Below are 19,561 nucleotides of genomic sequence, written 5' to 3'. Positions count from 1 at the left end.
GGGGGTTTCGTTCCCGCTGCCGGGGCGGGTCGGGCCATCTACAGTTGAGCCATGGCTCGGAATTGGCCGATGGTCGAGCGGGTGAAAGAACTCGAGTCGATCAGGTCGGCACTCACCGGCGACGAGTTCGTCGGGGCGGTGCTCACCGGTGACGCGGGGGTCGGCAAGACCACGCTGGCGCGGCAGGCCACCGCCGCCGTCGGCGGCAATATCCGCTGGGTCGCGGGCACCGAATCCGCCCGCAGCATTCCGCTCGGGGTCTTCGCGCACATGGTGGGGGTGTACACCGCCCACGATCCGGTGACCTTCATGGCGGCCGCGCGCGAGGCGCTGCTCGCCGACGGGCACACCATCATCGGCGTCGACGACGCCCATCTGCTCGACCAGCTCTCGGCCACCCTGCTGCTGCAGCTGGCCCTCGACAAGGCCGCCCACATCGTGTGCACCGTACGCAGCGGGGTGCAGGTGCCTGACGCGGTGACCTCGCTGTGGAAGGACGGGCATCTGCTGCGCATCGACCTGAAGCCGTTCACCCAGCGGCAGAGCGTGGAACTGGTGGAATCCATGCTGGGCGGGCAGCTGGAGGGCTTCACCGCCAACCTGATGTGGGAATCCTCCGGCGGAAACGCGCTTTTCCTGCGGCACCTGGTCGAGGGCGCGCTGGAGGCCGGGACGCTGCGGCAGGTCAGCGGGGTGTGGCAACTGCGCGGACGCGCGGCCGTCACCTCGGAATTGGCTGCGCTGCTGGAGGATCGGGTCGAGCAGCTGCCCGAGTCGGTGCTGCGGGTGCTGGAACTGCTCACCTTCTGCGAGCCCATCGACCTGGACGTGCTCTCCGAACTCGCGGGCGAGGAGGCGGTGGAATCCGCCGAATCACGCGGTCTCATCAGGATTGTCGAGAACAGCCATCAGCTGCTGGTGCGCTACAACCATCCGCTGTTCGGTGAGGTGATCCGGCGGCGGCTGGGCATCGCGTCGGCGCGGCGGCTGCGCGGGCGGCTGTACTCCTCGCTCCGGGACCGGCCGATCAACTCCGCGTCCGAACGCATCCGATTGGCCGAATTGGCCCTGGACAGTGATAAATCCGCGGATCTCGAACTGTTCCAGGCCGCGGCCGCGGATGCCATCGCGCTGGCGAATCTGCCTTTGGGCGAACGGTTCGCACGCGCGGCGGTGGAACGCCAGGGCGGAGTGGAGGCCGCCGACCTGCTGGCCCGCGCGCTGTTGTGGCAAGGGCATCGCATAGAGGCCGAGCGCACCCTGGCCGGATTCGATCCGGACGAGATGAACGAGGTGCAGCTGGCGCGCTGGGGCAGCACCCGGGTGTCGAACCTGCTCTGGTCCATGGGCGACGCGGATCGCGCCGATACCGTGCTGGAATCGGTGCGCAACCGGATCACACATCCGAAAATTGTTGCGGCACTGGATGGTCTGGCCTCCGCGTGCGCAGTCAACGAGAACCGGATCGACGACGCGTTCGCCCTCGCCGAGCCGGTCATCTCCGCTCCGGACGCGCCACCGTGGGCGGTGTTCTGGGCTGCCTTCGGTGGCGGATTAGCCCTCGCGCTCATGGGACGCGGTGAAGCGGCCCGGCAGTATGCGGCCCGCTCGCACGCCGTGGAGTCCCACATCGACGGATTGAACCGATTCATTTCCGCGCACGCGGAAGTGCTGGCCCTCACCTTCACCGGCGAGCTGGAAGCCGCGCGCCGATGCGCCACTACGCCCTACCCGTTCTCCTCCCCCGGGCAATATCTGGCCTGGGGCATGGCCAAGATCCTGCAGGGCACCGTGGACGTGGCGCAGGGCCAGTTCCCGCAGGGCATCGACAATCTCGAGCAGGCGCTCGCGGCGCTCACCACCGAGGGCGCGGCGTCCTGGATGTTCCCCGCCCAACTGCGGCTGGCGGAGGCGTACTCGGCGCTCGGACGGCCCGCCGAAGCGGCGGAAGCCATTGCGGCGGCGACCTTGCGAGGCGGGCGTCACAGTGCCGTCTACGAACCGCTGCTCGAACTCGTGCGGGCCATGCAGGCGGCCGCCGAGGGGACCGCGACGCCGGCCGTACGGCTCGCGCTGGGGGCGGCGGATCTGGCCGCACGCACCCACCAGCACGCCATCGAGGCGATGGCGCTGCATGCCGCCGCCCGCTTCGGCGATCAGTCGGTCGCCGGGCGGTTGGCGGATCTCGCGGCCCGCATCGACGGGCGGCTGGTGCAGGTGCAGGCGCGGCACGCGGCGGCGGTCGCGGCCCACGACGGACCCGGATTGGACACCGCCGCAGCGGAATTCGAGGCAATCGGGGCGCTGCTCTCCGCAGCGGACGCGGCCGCCCAGGCCGCCTCCGCGCACGAGCGGGCGGGTGACCGCCGCCGACTGCTGGAATCCGCGGCAACCGCCAATCGGCTGGCGGCCGCCTGCGGCGGCGCGTCGACCCCGGCGCTGCGGCAGTCCGCGCAGCCGCTGCCGCTGACCGCACGCGAACGGGAGATCGCGAATCTGGTGGCGGCCGGGCTGTCCAACCGGCAGATCGCGGACCGGCTGACCGTCTCGGTGCGGACGGTGGAGGGGCACCTGTACCGGGCGTGCATCAAACTCGATGTGACCGATCGGGAGGCGCTGGCCGAATTGATGCGCGGAGGGACGGCCTCGGGCAAATCGGCAAGACTGAACTGATCCGGATCGAGAAATGAATTCCGGCGCGCTCCGCCGCGCCCTCCGCGCTGCCGTCGGCGTCCTACTGCGGCCGGCCCTGGCCCTCGCCTGCGCGGCCACCGCCCGCACCGGTACGGCCTACTAGCCGCTCCCCCACTCGATTTCCTCCGGCGGCGTGCAACTTCGCACCCCCAATCCGAGGCGCTGATCTGCGTCGATACGGAAAGGGCCGGTGCACGGGCAAGCCGAGCCAGTGGTCCCCGCGAATAACCGGTAGTCATGGCCGGTCTCGGGGCCGGCGCAACGAAATAGGTTCGGAAGGCAGGTGTTTCGGCGTGCTCCGTCGGGATCGTGAAGTGAAGGGCACCACGGCTCGGCGGGCGATCGTCGTGGGCGTCGTTCCGCTGGCGTTGACAGTGGCCTGCGCGAATACGAGTGACCACTCGGCCCAGTCGGCGCAGGGCAGCTCGACCCTGGCCGCCGTGCAGCCGAGTGGCACCCGCGCCCCGGCCGATACCGGTGCCCCGGAAGCGAATCCGCAGCCCGGTGCGGCGGCCCGGGACGCCGCGGGCACCGCCGGCACCTCGAGCTCCGTCCAGTCCGCCCCGCGCCCCGGCGCCGCCCAGCCGGGCGTGGCCCTCCCGGCCCATGACCAGGATCGCCCCGGCCCGCGTCCGAGCCTCGCGCAGCCCGGCGTCACCGTGCCGATTCGCCCACTGCCGCAACCACAGTCGCCGTCGCAGGCCGACTACCCGATCCCCGCGAACTTCCGCCCGATCCCGAATCACGAAGCGGCGCCGGCGGTCGACTTCCGAACCCTGCACGCCCCGGCGGTGGTGGACCCGGTCCTCCCGATCGCCCCGCCCCCGCGCACCGTCCGCATCGGCGACTTCACCACCCCCGCCCCGGACCAGCTGCCCGACACCATCCTCGACACCGTGAACGGCGCAGCCGCCGACACCGAAGCGGGCCTGGCCACCGGCCTCAACTCCATCGGCGTCAACCCGAGCCGCTCCGACAAGATCGCCGCGGGCACCCTCGGCGGCGCGGCGATCGGCGGGGGCATCGGCGCCGTCGGTGCGGGCGTTCCGGCGGCGCTGCTCGGTGCGGCAGTAGGCGGCACGATCGGCGCGGGCGTCGGCGCTGCGGTCGGATTCGGGCTCGGTTCGGCCGGTGTCGTCGTGGCGCCGTGGACAGCGCCCATCGACGTCCCGGGCGGCACGGCCGGTGGGGCGCTGATCGGCGCGGGCATCGGCGCTGCCGCCGGAGCCGCGGCCGCGGGCATCCCGGCCGCACTCGCCGGGGGAGCTGTGGTCGGAGCGGGAGGCGCGGCGCTGGGTGGCTTCCTGGGCAGCGCGCTCTGACGCACGCCTTCCGGCGATACGGGGGCATCCGCACCAGGCTTTCGGTGCGGGTGCCTTCCATCTGGCAGTGGTCAGAAGAGGGTGGGTTCGCCGAAGCCCGGCGTGCGCTCGATTTCCAGGAGGCGCTGTTTCGTGGTGAGGCCGCCGGGGGCGGAGAAGCCGTGCAGGGCGTGATCGGCGGCCAGTACCCGGTGGCAGGGGATGATCAGGGGGATCGGGTTGCGGCCCAGGGATTGTCCGACGGCCTGGGCGCCGCCGGGGGCGCCGATGCGGTTCGCGACCGCGCCGTAGTTGAGGGTGTGCCCCGGGTCGATGGCGCGGGTCACCTCGTAGACGGCGCGGTCGAAGTCGTTGAAAGCGGTGGTGTCCAGGGGGATCCAGCGGAGGTCGTCCAGGTCGCCGGTGAGGTGGGCGCGGATGCGGTCGATGACCGTGGCCAGCTCGGCGGTGGGCTCGGCCTCGTGGATGTCGGCCAGGCGGTGGCGGCGCAGGATGTGGGTGCGGGTGGCCGTGGGGTCGCGGTCGGGAAGGGCGAAGCGCAGGACGCCGGTGGCGCTCCAGGCGATGGCGCACGCGCCGATCGCGGTATCGAAGAGCGCCGCCGACGCCAGGGGTCGGGCCGGAGCGGACATGAGGCCAGTGTGCACGGTGCCACCGACAAGAATCCGATTCAAGTCCAGTTTGCTAGAACTGGACTGATTCTTCCCGGCATGGGATGGTGGACAGGGCAGCCACGGCCGGAGCGCTGCGACGGAATCGCCGCGCGGGAGCCGGCGGACAGGCATCCGGGCGGAGTGACGCGATGGCCGCGAGGTCCGAATACTGCCGGGACGCTTCATATTCGGCGACCGACCAGTCCGACATGGGAGCATGCGGGCGATACCGCTCCAGCAGCTCGCCCCAGCGCTCACCGGGCTTGGGCGCATACCGGTACACGAGACCGGCGAAAGCGGCGACGATCAGAATGGAGACCAGCAGAGCGACCATGAGCCCATAGTGGCTCCGCTCCGGACTTGAAGAAAATATCCAGTACCCCGATACTGGCCTGTATGGCGACACGAGTGATCGGCGCGGCCAGCTTGACGCGCGACCTGGGCCGGTGGCGGAACGACGAACCGGGCGCCCCCGCCGACAATGGCAAGCGTTCGGCGCGGCCCGCCTACGTGGCACTGGCGGAGAGCATCCGCCTGCTCATTCACGACGGCCGCGCGCCGCTCGGCGTCGCGCTGCCCAGCGAGCGCGATCTGGCCACCGCCCTCGCGGTCAGCCGCACCACCGTCACCTCCGCGTATTCCCTGCTGCGCGAGCACGGTTACCTGATCAGCCGCCAGGGCTCGCGCAGCACCGTGGCGCTGCCGCCGACCGTGGTGCACGACGGCGCGAAGCCCGCGCGCAGCATCCTGGCCATGATGGCGCAGCCGGAACTGCCGACCATCGACATGACCTACGCCGCCATGGCCGCCCCGCCGCAGATGACCGAGGCGTACTCCTTTGCCCTGCAAGGGCTTCCGACCTATCTCGGCACGCACGGCATGGACCCGGTGGGTGTGCTCATGCTGCGCGAGGCGCTGGCCCGCCGCTACACCGAGCGCGGGCTGCCCACCGAGCCGGACCAGATCCTCATCACCCTGGGCGCGCAGCACGGTCTGCGGCTGCTGCTCAATGTGCTCACCACACCGGCCGAACGCGTGCTCATCGAGCACCCCACCTATCCGAACGCCATCGAGGCGATTCGCGATGTGGGTGCGCGCCCGGTGCCGGTGCCCATGCGCCCGGACGGCTGGGATCTGGACGGAATCCGCAGTGCCGCACGGCAGACCGCGGCCAGCGTCGCCTACCTGATTCCGGACTTCAACAATCCGACCGGTCACCTGCTCGACGCCGAGGGCCGGGCGGAGCTGGCCACCATCGCCCGCGAGACCCGTATGACGTTGATCGTCGACGAATCCATGGTGGATCTGAACCTCACCGACCTCGAATCCCCGCCCCCCGCCGCCACTTTCGCCCGCAATTCGGAGATCGTCACCATCGGTTCGGCCTCCAAGTCCTTCTGGGGCGGCCTGCGCGTCGGCTGGGTCCGCGCCAACCAAGCCCTGATCACCAAACTCCTGGGCACCCGCTCCACCGTCGACCTCGGCACCCCCGTCATGGACCAGCTGGCCACCGTCCACCTGCTCCGCAATGCCGACGAAATCCTCACAACCCGCCGCGACCAGCTCCGCTCCCGCCGCGCGGTCCTGCTCGAGACCCTCGCCGAGGAACTCCCCGACTGGCGTGTCACCGAGGGCGTCGGCGGCATGTCCGTGTGGGCCCAACTCCCTGCCCCGGTCTCCACAGCCCTGGCCGCCACCGCCCCCAACCACGGCGTCCTACTCGCCGCCGGACCACGTTTCGGCGTCCAGGGCGCCTTCGAACGCTTCATCCGCCTCCCCTTCACCCACGAGGAATCCGAGCTGCGAGTCGCCGTGAAGTCCATCGCGGCGGCCGCCGCCGCCCTCAACCCGCACGCCGCCGACCCCCTGGCCCCGCTCATCACCTACTGACGTCCCCCAGCAAGGCAGTGCAACACAGCCCTGGGACCCGCACTATGCCCTGAAACGGCTCGCGCCCGCCGCGAAAGCGGCGGGCGCGTGTTTTTCGCTCAGCGACAACTGATTTCGCATGATGCGGGTAACTCACCGGGTACGACCAAATTGGTTCGGCACCTATCCGCAGGCACGGATGCAGAACCGGCAACGGCACTCAGCCGCCCGCTAAAGTCGCGGGGAGGCGGCAACGTCGTGGCGGACGATGGTCTGGTCGCGGCCGGGGCCGACGCCGATGCACGAAACCCGCGCGCCCGACAGTTCTTCCAGGCGCTCGACGTAGGCCCGGGCGTTGGCGGGGAGCTCCTCGAAGGTGCGGGCACCCGAGATGTCCTCCCACCAGCCGGGCATTTCCTCGTAAATCGGCTTGGCGTGGTGGAATTCGGTCTGGGTGGTGGGCATCTGCTCGACCCGCTCGCCGTCGATCTCGTAGGCGACGCAGATCGGGACGGTGTCCAGGCTGGAGAGCACGTCCAGCTTGGTGAGGAAGTAGTCGGTGATGCCGTTGACGCGGGTGGCGTAGCGGGCGATCACGGCGTCGAACCAGCCTGTGCGGCGGGCGCGGCCGGTGGTGACGCCGACCTCGCCGCCGGTCTTGGCCAGGTAGGTGCCGGACTCGTCGAAGAGTTCGGTCGGGAACGGGCCGGAGCCGACGCGGGTGGTGTACGCCTTCAGGATGCCGAGCACCGTGGTGATCTTGTTCGGGCCGACGCCCGCGCCCACCGCCGCGCCACCCGCGGTCGGGTTGGAGGAGGTGACGTACGGGTAGGTGCCGTGGTCGACGTCCAGCAGGGTGCCCTGCGAACCCTCCAGCAGCACAATCTCATCGCGCTCCAGCGCCTGGTTGAGCAGCAGCCGGCTGTCGGCGATGCGGTGCTTGAAGCCCTCGGCCTTCTCCAGCACCTCCTCCACCACCTGCTGCGGGTCCAGCGCGCGGCGGTTGTAGATCTTCACCAGCACCTGGTTCTTGAATTCCAGTGCGGCCTCGACCTTCTGGGTGAGGATCTTCTCGTCCAGTACGTCGGCCACGCGGACACCGACACGGGCGACCTTGTCCTGGTAGCAGGGACCGATGCCGCGGCCGGTGGTGCCGATCTTCTTGTTGCCCAGGAAGCGTTCGGTGACCTTATCGATGGCCACGTGGTACGGCATGATCAGGTGCGCGTCGGCCGAGAGCAGCAGGCGGGAGGTGTCCACACCGCGCTCTTCCAGACCGGCGAGTTCGGCCAGCAGCACACCCGGATCCACTACCACGCCATTGCCGATGACGTTGGTCACATCGGGGGTGAGGATGCCGGACGGGATCAGATGCAGCGCGAAGCTCTCACCATTGGGCAGCACCACGGTGTGACCCGCGTTGTTGCCGCCCTGGTATCGAACTACCCACTGGACCCGATCGCCGAGCAGATCGGTTGCCTTGCCCTTGCCCTCGTCGCCCCACTGGGCGCCGATCAGCACGATTGCCGGCATGTGAGTGTCTCCTACGGGTTCGACGCGCAGCCCCTCTGGTGCTGCAGCTACCCGCCGTCAGAAGGCGGTGGCCGTAGGCACACTTTACGGGAATGCCCCATGACTCCCGCGAGGCGGCATCCCCGCAGTTCGCGGCCCGGCTCGATTCTGGACTGCGCTCCGCCTCCCCGCGCTCGGAGCGGATACGGGAGCGAAGCGGAGGAGGGAAGAATCGAGCTTCCGGCTCATAGACCTGCGCCTTGGCCGCGAACCCGCCCGGAGCGAAGCGGAGGGCAAATCCGGCACCGTAACGGATGCGCAGCGAGGACAGCGTGGCAAATGAGACAGGGCTATGGTGGCACGGGGAGAGGACCGGCGGGGGTCCATCGGATATGCAGCGAGGCGGATAGGTGTTGGCAAGCCAGAGGAGGGTGTTCGGCAGTTGAGTACCCATGTTCTCCGCTGCGACGGCGCGCCCGTTCCCATCGCGCTGGCATCCCTGTCCCTCACCCAGACCTCCGCCATTCCCGATACCGGCGCTCTGGACGAGTTGCTGCCGGTCATGGCCGCCGACAGCCTGCCCCGGCTCATCGTGCTCGGTGAGGATGCCGGATTGGCCGCGGTCCTCACCCATCTGATGCGCACCGAACGCCTCGGCGTCGAAATCGGTTATGTGCCCATCGATCGCACCTACGGCTCCCGCGCCTACGAGACCGGTACCGGCTCCGCCGCCGCCAAGCGCGCGCTGGAGGGCAAGGCCATCGCGACCCCGCTGATTCGCGACGACACCGGCAAGGTGCTGATCGGCCGCGCCACCCTGGTCGGCGAGGCGGGCGCGAAGCTCGAGGGCGAGGCCTACGTCGACGACACCCGGCTGTTCACGGGAAAGGTTGCGGCACTGCATGTTTCGCCCATGCTGGAGATGCCCGGCCTGCACGCCACCGTGCAGCGCGGCCTGCGCAAGAAGCGCTGGGTCGAGGGACGCGCCATGCAGCTGGGCACCAGCGGCGCCATTGTCACCCGCGACGGGATCACCACCGATCGGGTGGTGAAGCGCTCCACGTTCTATCGGCACCACGAACCTTGGCTGCTGGTTCGCTGATTCACCCCCAGAATGGGTAGCGGCGTACAGCAGAGCCGACCAGTTGGGAGTAACAGGTGAATTACCCGCGCGCGGTGGGCCGGGCATCCGGAGCGGTCCGGCCCAGTCCGGTGTTCCTACTGGTCGTGGTGATCACGGTGGCGGGCGGAGCGCTCGCCTGGGACGCCGACTACGGTTCGCGCCAGGCCCAATTCGGCGTTTTCATCCTGGTGGTGGCGGGCTGGATCGTGTCCATCTGCCTACACGAATTCGCGCACGCATATGTGGCGTGGCGGGCCGGGGACCGCGAGGTGGAGATGCGCGGGTATCTGACCCTCAATCCGCTCAAGTACAGCCATCCGCTGCTGTCGATCGCGCTGCCGGTGGTGTTCATCGCGCTCGGCGGGTTCGCGCTGCCCGGTGGTGCGGTGTACGTGCACTCGCACAACTTCAGCCCGCGGGTACAGCGGATCCTGAGCGGCGCCGGGCCCGCGGTGAACGCGCTGTGCGCGATCGTGCTGCTGGTGATCGTGCGGTTCTACGGCAGCACCCATTCGCACGCGGCATTCTGGTTCGGGCTCAGTTACCTTGCGTTCCTGCAGATTACGGCGACCGTGCTGAACCTCATCCCGATTCCCGGCACCGACGGGTACGGGATTCTGGAGCCGTCGCTGAGCTATCAGACGCGGCGGTCGCTGGATCAGATCAAGCCGTTCGGCATCCTGATCCTGTTCGCGCTGCTGTTCACGCCCGAACTCAACCGGCTCTTCTTCGACGCGATCAACGCGCTGTTCGAACTGTCCGGGCTGCCGGGCAGCTGGTGGTCGGCGGGCAGCGCACTGACGCGCTTCTGGCTCTGACCCGGGTGGGCCGCCCGGACGACCCGGTGTCGGGCGGCCCATCGCAACGACATCGGTCCGGAGAAACCGTTGCCACCCGTCGCTGCGAGTCCGGAACCGGACTACCCCTCGTAAATCCGGCCTGATACGAACGGTAGAGGGACGCAAGCGGTTCGACGCGAGTAGCGGACTACCCGAAGATCAAGAGCAGGCCCCCGCAGGCCAATCGGCCATACCCGCAATTCCGGTCTCGGACCTACCCGTGATCCGGGCGGACGTGGATCAGTCGATCGGCGTGACATAGGGATGCGGGACGGTCGGCGGCAGCAGCGCCATGGCGGAGAGCCTTCGTATCCCGCACACCTGCATGAGATCCACGACGATGGAACGCAATTGGGCGAAGACCACGTGGGCGGACAGGCCCGCCCCGGTCACCAGATCCTTGGTCGCACCCTTGCCGACCGAACGCAGCACACGGGTCGCCTCGGCGGGATCGGGCTTCTCGTCCGGATCGGCCAGCATCATGCGGCGCACCACATCCACGGCCTGACCGAGCTTCTCGACCTCCGCGACGAGGCCCGGATTCAGTACCTCGTCGTCGCGCACCGAGGTGAGCGCGCGGCGCAGCAGCACGCGGGTATTGCGGACCGCATTGTCGAGCGGGTCGGCGGCCTGCCGCAGGCGCTGCAGACGGGAGCGAGAGTTCCAGTACAGCGGAGAGATTCGAATGATCTCCCGGCTGCCCTCGAGGGTGTTGCGCATGGCATCGATCGCACCCTGGGTGCCGCGCACGGTCTCGAGCGCCGTCTTGATCTTGCCGGCATCCTGCTCGAGCAGGCCGTCCGCGCACTCGGTGAGGGCCTTGCCCATCACCTCGAGAATCCCGGCGGCCTGCTCCCGGGCACGACGCACCGGATGCAGCGGGATCGCCGCCACCACCACGATGCCGACCAGACCACCCACCAGCGCGTCGATCATGCGCAGCGACGCACCACCCTGACCGGGCGGATAGAGCGTGGCCACCAGTACCGCGGAACTGGCCGCCTGCATGGTGATGACCGGGCCGCCGTCGAGGAAGACGGCGGCGCCCATGGCGATCACCACCAGCAGCACGATCTGCCAGCCGCCGGTGCCCACCCGGGAGACGAACAGGTCGCCGATACCGATGCCGACGGCCACGCCGACGATCAGCTCGACCGACCGGCGCAGCCGCGCACCGAACGACAGGCCGATGGAGATCATGGCGGCCATGGGCGCGAAGAACGGGCGCTCGTGCCCGATCACATTGTGGGCGATGAACCAGGCCACGCCCGCGCCGATCGCGCACTGCACGATCGGCAGCAGCGAGGACCGGACGCGCCCCGCGGCCCTGCGCATGCGGGTGACGCTGCTCTCCCGGGCAGCGTCGAAGGTTTCGCCCAGGCCGCTGCTCAATTCAGTCGAGGCCGAGCTCGGCGGCCGCGCGCGGGTCGCAGTCCTCGAGCAGGTCCAGGCAGCGCGCGTACTCGTCGGTCTCGCCGATGGCGCGGGCGGCCTGCGCCAGCGCGCCGACGCTGCGCAGGAAGCCCCGATTGGGCTCGTGGCTCCACGGCACCGGGCCGAAGCCCTTCCAGCCGTTGCGGCGCAACAGGTCCAGGCCGCGGTGGTAGCCGGTGCGCGCGAAGGCGTAGGCGGAGATGATGTCGTGGTTGATCTCGCCGTCAGCGGCCGCGCCCCGCTCCAGCGCGGCCTCGGCCAGGTAGGCCCAGGCGATGGAGGCGGTCGGATGCGCCGCGGCAACCTGCACCGGGTCCTGTTTCTGGAGCAGCGCGTCCTCCGCGTCGATGTTTTCCGGGAGGAGGACCGGCTGCGGTCCGAGTAGATCGCCGAAGGAGGTCATGCCGATCATTCTGCACCGCCGTCCGGAATGCTCAGTAGGCTGACCGTCGAATCACAGTTCCGCCGAAGCAAGGGGTGTAGCGCGTGTCCGACCCGAAAGACGACCAGCAGCCGCAGGGTCCTGCCAACTCGGCATCCGGCGCCGAGGACACCGCCGCCCCCAAGACTCCGACCGACCAGTCCACGTCCCGGCCCAGCGGCCCCGCCCCGAGCAACCCCGCGAAGGGCCCCGGCGCACCGAGCGATGCCGCCGCCGACGACGCTCCCCCGACCGCCGCCACGGAAGTGATTCCCACCGCCGACTCCCGCACCGAGGAGATCCGCACCGGCACAGCCGAACCCGCGGCGGCCGGCTCGAACCAGGCCCCCGGCCAAGGCAAGCCGGCCAACCCGCCCGCGAAGTCCGGCTCGGCCGGTTTCGCCACCATTCACTACGAAACCCCCAAGTCCGCCGGGCGCATCCAGCCCCCCGCACCACAGCGCACCCCGGGCGGCCAACCCCCGGCCGCCGCGCGCCAGGGCTCGGGCGAATTCGTACCCCAGAACACCTCGAGCGCCCGGCCCGCAGCCCCCGGCGCGGCCGGCAAGCAGAACCCGCCCGGCACCCAACCCGCTGCCGCCCGGCAATCCGCCCCCGCCCAGCAGGCTCCCGCCGCGGGCGCCGCACCGCGACCGGGCACCCCGAAGGCCGCCGAACCCGCAGCGGGACAGACACACCGCCCGGACGCGAACGCATCGACGCTATCGAACGCGGCCGCCGAGAAGTCCACTGGCGCTGGACAATCCGGACCCGGCACGGAGCAGTCCGGCCCGGGCCGGCAGGCGGCGACGGACGATGCCCCTACGCAGTTCATTCCGATTCAGCGGCCGAGCGGGGAGAAGCCTGCCGCGGGCGAGGCCGCCGCGGCGGATGCGACCACCCAGTTGATTCGGATTCAGCAACCCGGGCAGGCGGCGAGCGGCGGGGCCGCGAAGGCCGGTTCCGAGCCCGCGGCTGCCGGGAAGCCGGGTGGAGCCGCGAGCGATGCGGCGCAGGGGAAGCCCGCGCCACAGGATGTTCCCACCGAGGGGATGCCGCAGGCGGATTCGCAGCCGGAGGATGGCAAGGCCGCCGCGAACGGCGGTAAGGCGAAGGATGCCGGTAAGGCGAAGGACGGTGACGCGGCGGCCGAGCAGGCCGGCGGGGCGGGCGATTCCGCGGCGAAGCCGGCCGGCGATTCCGGCGACGCCACCGGCGGGGACACGAAAACCGTTGTGATCAAGAAGGTTCCGAGCCCAGCGGAGGACGCCACGACGGCATTGCCGATCGTGTCCGGGGACCAGGCGACCGAGAAGATCCGGGTGTCGGGGCCGCAGGGGCGGGCGGTCAGCAAGCCGCCGCAGACGCCGCGGGTGAACGCGGGGCCGCGGAATGTGGGTCCGAAGGGGAACGCGCCGGCGCCGGACGCGCCGGTCGAGGAGACCCGGCCGTCGCCGCCGCGGCCGCCGATGGGGCCGCGCCGGCCCGCGACCGCGCCGTCACCGGCGGATATGCAGCCGACCATGCCGGGCCAGCCCATCGGCGGTCCGCGTATCGCCCCGCCGCAGCGGGTCGGGGCGGGTGCGCTGCCGCAGGGTCCGCGCGGCCCGCAGGGACCGGGCGCGCCGGGCTCCAATGCACCGCAGGGACCCCACGCCCCGCAGGGACCGAATACACCCCAGGGACCGAATGCACCGCAGGGTGTGCAGCAGGGTCCGGTGCCGGGTGGCCCGGGACCGGCTGGGCCGCAGGATGTTCAAGGGGATGGACCGCGCATTCTGGCGCAGCCGCAGCGGGTTCCGGCCGCCGCCGAGGCAGCCGCCGGGACCACGCCGGCCGTGGGCGGTGTGTCGAAGAAGCTGTGGATCATCGTGGCGGCGGCCGTGATCGCGGTGATCGCCATTGCCGGTGTGGTGTTCGGTGTGGTGAAGCACCAGAGCAACAACTCGCCGGAAGCCTTGGTGCAGAAGACGATCACCACGTACACCGACGCGCTGAAGTCCGGGAATCTGGACGCGTTGCGGGCCGTGACCTGCGGTGCGCAGCACGACTTCTACCAGAAGATCTCGGCCGACCAGTTCGCGAGCGTGTACAAGACCTCGCAGGACCAGAAGAGCATTCCCCAGGTGAAGAGCGTCGACGCCATTCAGATCACCGGCGACGCCGCGCTGGCGCAGGCGACCGTGTACACCGCGGCGGACCCGTCGAAGACGTCCGCACGCACCTTCGACCTGCGCAACGAGGGTGGTTCGTGGAAGGTGTGCGACCCGCAGAACGGGCACTGATCGGCTCCCGGAAAATTTCCTGACGCATTTGCGGCCCCGGTCGCGATGAACATCACAAAGACCTGGTCAACAGTCCGGCACGTCGGTACAGTGTGCCGGATTGTCTGGGCCAGCCATTTCGGCATTCCGGCACTTCAGCGGTTGTACACCGTCCAGGACATTGTCCGATTCGTGCGGGCAGTGTCCGGCAGAAGTGGTGCGGGCCCACCGGGTTTCGATTTGCAGGGAGCTGAACACCATGCCGGAAACGGCAGAGGCTACTGAAGCCACCGCGGCCGAGCTGGTCGGACGGCACTTCCGTGTCCGTGATCACTACGACGTCGGCCGCGAGAAGATCCGCGAGTTCGCGCGTTCGGTGCGCAATGATCACCCCGGTCACCACACCGAGGCCGCCGCCGCGGCGCTCGGCTACGGCGGCCTGCTCGCCTCCCCGACCTTCGCGTCGGTGATCGGTGCGGCCACCACCCGCTCGCTGATCGGATCGGTGCTCACCGAGTACGACGTCTCGCAGATCCTGCAGACCGATCAGATCTTCGAGTACTACCGCCCGATCCTGGCCGAGGACCGCCTCGGGGTGGACGTCGTCGTCGAGAACATCCGCAGCTTCGGCGACAACGACTTCATCACCGTCAAGGTCACCCTCACCGATGCCGACGCGCTGCCGGTGCTGGTCGCCACCACCACCATCGTGGCCCGCAAGGGCGTCGAGATCGATCCGGCCACGGTCGAGACGGTCTCGGGCGTGGTCATGCACGGCCATGTGGTCGAGCCCGGCGAATTCGACGGCGACCCGACCGGTCTGGTTCTGCTGGCCCCCGACGAGGTCGCCGAGCTGGCCGCCCCCGCCCCGCCGCAGCCGGTCCACACCATCCCCACCGCCGCCACCCTGACCGCCGGCACCGAACTGCCCGCCGCCAAGGTGCCGGTCACCCGCGGCGACCTGGTCAACTACGCGGGCGTCTCCGGCGACCCGAACCCCATCCACTTCAGCGACACCGCCGCCACCCTGGTCGGCCTGCCCACCGTGGTGGCGCACGGCATGCTCACCATGGGCCTGACCGCCGGCTACCTGGTGGACTGGCTGGGCGATCCGTCGGCACTGGGCAAGTTCAGCGTCCGCTTCTCCGGCTTCGTGCCGGTCGAGCCGACCGCCCCGACCATCGTCGAGTTCACCGGCAAGGTGAAGTCGGTGGACGCCGCCCGGGGCGCGGCCACCGTCGTACTGGGCGCGACCTCCGAGGGCAAGAAGCTCTTCGGCCGCGCGATCGCCGAGATCCGGCTGTCCCGCGTCCCCGAGACTTCAGCGCACAGCTGAGAGCTCCCCCGCCTCCCCGGAACTTCAGCGCCCGGCAAAGATCCGTCGCCCGCCGCGCACGCGTGCCGGCGGGCGTGTGCCGAATCTATTTCGGGCGTACCCCAGGAGTTACCCCGACCGTTTCGAAATCAGTTGCTGCGGTTGGCAACCGAAGAACAAGAAACGGATGCGCCGCACCTGCCACGCGGCACACTCGCTTCGAGTGCTAGTTCACCGTGGCGTGCATCAGGTAGACGTTGTAGTCGCTCCAGGTCGACAGGGTGAAGTACATGTCGTTGCCGGTGGACCACGGATGGATGAAGCCGCCGTACAGCTCCGGGAATTGCAGTGCGCTCACCGTGACCGCGCTGTCGGACCACGCGCCCTGCGGCGTATCCGATTCCCGCACAACGAGTGCCGCCTTGGCGGTGTCCAGGTAGCTCATCTGCCACACCTTGCGGCTCTCGTCGTAGCGCACCGACAGCTCACCGGCGGGCGCGTCGACAATCGGTGTGACCGTGACCGATCCGTTCGACTCGGGAATCCAGGAGCCGCTGTTCCAGTACTGGTAGGCCGTCGGGTTGAGCACCTGGTCCTTCGGCACCCGGGCCAGCCCTACCCCGCCGAGCCGCGAGTTGGGGATACCGAACATGTAGACCCAGTCCCCCTGCGGCACCATGGCCGTCACCTGGAAGTTGGAGAGGCCGAAGATGTTCTCCCACTTGGCGTACGGATCCTTGGTCCAGTGCTCGCCGTGGTCGTCGGAGTAGGCGATGCCGCCGTAGTTGGTGTACCAGGTGCCGGGCACGCTGTTCCAGGTGCGAATCGACATGTAGCTCAGGTACTGCCGGTCCCCGATGGCGAAGCCCGAGGTCGGGATGGTGGTGATCTCGATATTGTCCAGCTTGCGGCTGCTCAGCAGTTCGGCGGCGTGGCAGCGGTCGTCGGTGACCATGCGGTCGAAGACCACACCGTTCTCCAGGTCCCGGTTCTTGCTGAAGGCCAGCAGGTTCGAGCGCCAGTCCTCACCCATGCCGCCCGGCGGGTGGAAGTCGCGGCCGACGGTGTCGCCGAAGGCGATGGCGATCTCGTCCGGCGCGCTCTGCCACATGATGCCCAGGTCGGTGCCCTGGACCTGCCAGCGCTTGTCGGTGCGGTTCACCGAGTCGGCGCCGGTCAGCTTGGACACCTCGCGCACGTCGGAGACCTGCGGCGTCGGCCGGGCGGGCACCTGGGCGGCGGCCTCGACCGGCGGGTGCGCCGGATCGGGACCGGGCGGCAGCGCCGGCGGATTCGGGTTGGGCAAAGCGAAATTGAACGGTTGCGGCCGCACGATCAGCTTGGGGAGGCCGAGCTGTTCGGCGAGTCCCGGTGGCGGAGCGGGAGTGTCGGTGAGGTCCGGGCACGGGTTCACACACGGGTCCGGCGGCAACTCCATCGCCACGCGCTTGGTGTTCTCCGGCACCGGCCCGGTGTCGACCGTGACCACCGGATAGGGCACGGGGACCTCGACGGTCTTCGGGACCAGCGACTCGTGTCCGGGCTTGGCGTCGGTGCTGCAGGGCCCGATACCCGGAACGGCCGGTGCCGCACCCGGATCCGGATCCGCCACCGCGACCGGCCCGCCCATTCCGGCGAGTACGCCCGCCCCGACGATCACCGCCCCCGCAGCTGCCACCAGCCGCTTGGCCATGCACTCAACCTTCCGACAAACGGGCTCTCGGATATATCCGGGCAGAGACCCTACCCCCGGAACCGGGCGAACCGCCGGTACTCTACCGATCTCGACCGAATCGAGACCCGCGGGCCTACCGCCGCCGCACCGCGAACCGAAACCGACAGTGCAGCAGCGTAATACAGCGACGGCTCAGCGCAAGGCCTGGAAGGTGAGCACGGTGGTGCCGATCCGGATGGCGTCCCCGTCGGCCAGCACGGCGGCCGATTCGATGGACTCCTCGTTGATGTAGATGCCGTTGGCGGAGTGCAGGTCCTTGATGAGCAGCCCGGCCCGGCTCGGGGTGATCTGCGCGTGGTATCGGCTGGCCTTCGGATCGTCGAGCACCAGATCGTTGTCCGTCATGCGGCCGATCTTCATGCCGTTCGGGCCGATCGGCACCACCCGGCCGTCGGACAGCCGCAGCTGCCCGGCACGCACGGCGCGCGGCATCTCGGTGACGGTCTCGGTCATGGCCTTGGCCATGCGCTCGACCTCGTGAATCTGCCCGGTGCTCAACGGTTCCTGACGCAGCACCTTCTGCTCCAGCGCGATGAGCGCGGGACCGGGATCGATGCCGAGCTCGTCGGCCAGCACGGTGCGCACCCGGCGGCAGGCGTCGAGCGCGTCGGCCTGACGGCCGGACAGATAGAGCGCGGTGATGAGCTGCGCCCACAGCGGCTCCCGCAGCGGATGCGCGCTGGTCATCGACACCAGCTCGCCGACCACGGAAGAGGCTCGGCCCAAAGCGATTTCGGAGTCGATGCGGGCGGAGGCGACCAGCAGCCGCTCCTCGTCCATGGCGGTGGCGAAGCTCTCCGCGAAGCCGAGGCCGGACAGATCGTCCAGGGCGCGGCCGCTCCATTCCGCCAGCGCCTCGCCGAAGAGCCGGGACGCGGCGGTGGGGTCGCCGATCGAGGCGGCCTCCGAACCCTCGCGGCGCAGCGTCTCGAAGCGCCCGAGATCGCACTCGTCGTCCTCGATCTCCAGCCGGTAGCCGGAGGATTCGGTGCGCAGCAGCGCCACCGGGTCGATCCCGGCGGTGCGCAGGGACTTGCGAATATTCGAGACGAACACCTGCAGACTCGCTTGATAGGAGTCCGGTGGATCGTCGTTCCAGACAATGTCGGCCAGCGCCTGTGAGGACACCGCGCGCCGCCGGTTCACGGTCAGAGCCGCCAGCAGCGCACGCGGCTTGGGGCCGCCGACCGGCACGGGCCGACCGGCGACCAACAGCTGCACGGGGCCCAGGACCCGCACATCGACAGTCATGCCACCTGCCTCGATAGAGACCGCGGCGCGCCCGCCGCTCGAAAATTGCCCGGGATTCCGCTAGTTGCAGCGGAATCCCGACCGTTGAGCTTACTTGGCGCTGATCGAACGTCCCGCAGAGTTCAGGTCGTTGCAGGCCTCGACGACGCGGGCCGCCATCGAGGTCTCGGCCTTCTTGAGGTAGCTGCGCGGGTCGTAGACCTTCTTGTTGCCGACCTCGCCGTCGATCTTCAGGACGCCGTCGTAGTTGCCGAACATGTGGCCGGCGACCGGGCGGGTGAAGGCGTACTGGGTGTCGGTGTCGACGTTCATCTTCACCACGCCGAAGCGCAGCGAGTCCTCGATCTCCGACTTCAGCGAGCCCGAACCGCCGTGGAAGACGAAGTCGAACGGCTGCGCGTCCGCGCCCAGGCCCAGCTTGGCGGCGGCCACCCGCTGGCCCTCGGCCAGCACCTCGGGCTTGAGCACCACATTGCCCGGCTTGTACACACCGTGCACATTGCCGAAGGTGGCGGCCAGCAGGTACTGGCCGTTCTCCCCGGAGCCCAGCGCGTCGATGGTCTTCTCGAAGTCCTCGGGCGAGGTGTAGAGCTTCTCGTTGATCTCGGCCTCGACGCCGTCCTCTTCACCGCCGACGACGCCGATCTCGACCTCGAGGATGATGTTCGCCGCGTGCGCCTGCTTCAGCAGTTCCTTGGCGATCTCCAGGTTCTCGTCGATCGGGATCGCGGAACCGTCCCACATGTGCGACTGGAACAGCGGGTTCAGGCCGTTCTTCACGCGCTCGGCCGAGATGGCCAGCAGCGGGCGCACGAAGGTGTCCAGCTTGTCCTTCGGGCAGTGGTCGGTGTGCAGCGCGATGGTCACGTCGTACTTCGCGGCAACCACGTTCGCGAACTCGGCCAGCGCGACCGCACCGGTCACCATGTCCTTCACGCCCAGACCGGAACCGAATTCCGCACCGCCGGTCGAGAACTGGATGATGCCGTCACTGCCGGCGTCCGCGAAACCCTTGATGGCCGCGTTGATGGTCTCCGACGAGGTGCAGTTGATGGCGGGGAACGCGAAGGAGTTCTGCTTGGCCCGAGCAATCATCTCGGCGTAGATCTCCGGAGTCGCGATGGGCACA

Annotated in this window: 15 protein-coding genes; 7 read left to right on the top strand and 8 right to left on the bottom strand. The window is 69.5% G+C overall.

Features of this window, described 5'->3' with window-relative positions; genetic code table 11:
* Positions 1-51: 51 nt before the first annotated feature.
* Both ACWEQQ_RS30620 and ACWEQQ_RS30615 read left to right on the top strand, forming a co-directional pair.
* On the top strand, positions 52-2,673 hold the full coding sequence (locus ACWEQQ_RS30620) for a LuxR C-terminal-related transcriptional regulator (protein WP_452350680.1): 2,622 nt from the start codon (positions 52-54) through the stop codon (positions 2,671-2,673).
* A 314-nt stretch (positions 2,674-2,987) separates the two neighbouring features.
* Entirely contained in the window at positions 2,988-4,016 is a 1,029-nt protein-coding gene (locus ACWEQQ_RS30615) for a hypothetical protein (RefSeq protein ID WP_452350679.1), read from the top strand.
* 71 nt (positions 4,017-4,087) lie between these two features.
* Here the strand turns inward: ACWEQQ_RS30615 and ACWEQQ_RS30610 are convergent, their stop codons facing one another.
* Both ACWEQQ_RS30610 and ACWEQQ_RS30605 read right to left on the bottom strand, forming a co-directional pair.
* A complete protein-coding gene (locus ACWEQQ_RS30610; RefSeq protein WP_452350678.1) occupies positions 4,088-4,648 on the bottom strand; it encodes a methylated-DNA--[protein]-cysteine S-methyltransferase in 561 nt (186 codons plus the stop codon).
* A gap of 52 nt (positions 4,649-4,700) precedes the next feature.
* The gene (locus ACWEQQ_RS30605; protein ID WP_452350677.1) at positions 4,701-5,003 is read right to left on the bottom strand and encodes a hypothetical protein; all 303 of its coding nucleotides are present in this window, start codon (positions 5,001-5,003) and stop codon (positions 4,701-4,703) included.
* A gap of 62 nt (positions 5,004-5,065) precedes the next feature.
* Here ACWEQQ_RS30605 and yczR point away from each other — a divergent pair, with 62 nt between their 5' ends.
* Positions 5,066-6,559 carry a MocR-like transcription factor YczR gene (yczR, locus tag ACWEQQ_RS30600; protein ID WP_452350676.1) on the top strand — a complete coding sequence of 498 codons (1,494 nt, stop codon included), beginning with the start codon at positions 5,066-5,068 and terminating at the stop codon, positions 6,557-6,559.
* A gap of 210 nt (positions 6,560-6,769) precedes the next feature.
* Here yczR and ACWEQQ_RS30595 read toward each other — a convergent pair whose 3' ends face one another.
* Entirely contained in the window at positions 6,770-8,071 is a 1,302-nt protein-coding gene (locus tag ACWEQQ_RS30595; protein WP_452350675.1) for an adenylosuccinate synthase, read from the bottom strand.
* Positions 8,072-8,492: 421 nt separating this feature from the next.
* Here ACWEQQ_RS30595 and ACWEQQ_RS30590 point away from each other — a divergent pair, with 421 nt between their 5' ends.
* Together ACWEQQ_RS30590 and ACWEQQ_RS30585 are read left to right on the top strand one after the other, a co-directional pair.
* Positions 8,493-9,152: a hypothetical protein gene (locus ACWEQQ_RS30590; protein WP_379401254.1), complete on the top strand. Its 660-nt coding sequence runs from the start codon at positions 8,493-8,495 to the stop codon at positions 9,150-9,152.
* Positions 9,153-9,208: 56 nt separating this feature from the next.
* A complete protein-coding gene (locus ACWEQQ_RS30585; RefSeq protein ID WP_379443250.1) occupies positions 9,209-9,991 on the top strand; it encodes a site-2 protease family protein in 783 nt (260 codons plus the stop codon).
* 261 nt (positions 9,992-10,252) lie between these two features.
* Here ACWEQQ_RS30585 and ACWEQQ_RS30580 read toward each other — a convergent pair whose 3' ends face one another.
* Both ACWEQQ_RS30580 and ACWEQQ_RS30575 read right to left on the bottom strand, forming a co-directional pair.
* Positions 10,253-11,347, bottom strand: a complete 1,095-nt coding sequence (locus tag ACWEQQ_RS30580) for an FUSC family protein (RefSeq protein WP_452350674.1) — start codon at positions 11,345-11,347, stop codon at positions 10,253-10,255.
* A 58-nt stretch (positions 11,348-11,405) separates the two neighbouring features.
* Positions 11,406-11,849 (bottom strand): DUF3151 domain-containing protein, encoded by a 444-nt coding sequence (locus tag ACWEQQ_RS30575; protein ID WP_452341583.1) that lies wholly within the window; start codon positions 11,847-11,849, stop codon positions 11,406-11,408.
* 83 nt (positions 11,850-11,932) lie between these two features.
* Here ACWEQQ_RS30575 and ACWEQQ_RS30570 point away from each other — a divergent pair, with 83 nt between their 5' ends.
* Together ACWEQQ_RS30570 and ACWEQQ_RS30565 are read left to right on the top strand one after the other, a co-directional pair.
* Positions 11,933-14,152 carry an Rv0361 family membrane protein gene (locus ACWEQQ_RS30570; RefSeq protein ID WP_452350673.1) on the top strand — a complete coding sequence of 740 codons (2,220 nt, stop codon included), beginning with the start codon at positions 11,933-11,935 and terminating at the stop codon, positions 14,150-14,152.
* 238 nt (positions 14,153-14,390) lie between these two features.
* Positions 14,391-15,467, top strand: a complete 1,077-nt coding sequence (locus tag ACWEQQ_RS30565) for a fused (3R)-hydroxyacyl-ACP dehydratase subunits HadA/HadB (RefSeq protein ID WP_452350672.1) — start codon at positions 14,391-14,393, stop codon at positions 15,465-15,467.
* 205 nt (positions 15,468-15,672) lie between these two features.
* On the opposite strand, the gene ACWEQQ_RS30560 is transcribed toward ACWEQQ_RS30565, so the two are convergent.
* The 3 genes from ACWEQQ_RS30560 to fbaA form a co-directional block, all read right to left on the bottom strand.
* A complete protein-coding gene (locus tag ACWEQQ_RS30560; RefSeq protein WP_452350671.1) occupies positions 15,673-17,139 on the bottom strand; it encodes a DUF4185 domain-containing protein in 1,467 nt (488 codons plus the stop codon).
* Between the two features lie 174 nt (positions 17,140-17,313).
* A complete protein-coding gene (locus ACWEQQ_RS30555; protein ID WP_452350670.1) occupies positions 17,314-18,432 on the bottom strand; it encodes a BTAD domain-containing putative transcriptional regulator in 1,119 nt (372 codons plus the stop codon).
* A gap of 90 nt (positions 18,433-18,522) precedes the next feature.
* Entirely contained in the window at positions 18,523-19,560 is a 1,038-nt protein-coding gene (gene fbaA, locus ACWEQQ_RS30550) for a class II fructose-bisphosphate aldolase (protein ID WP_354843373.1), read from the bottom strand.
* Position 19,561: the final 1 nt, after the last annotated feature.

Source organism: Nocardia sp. NPDC004123, assembly GCF_053603795.1.
This window is presented reverse-complemented; position numbering and strand designations above follow the sequence as displayed.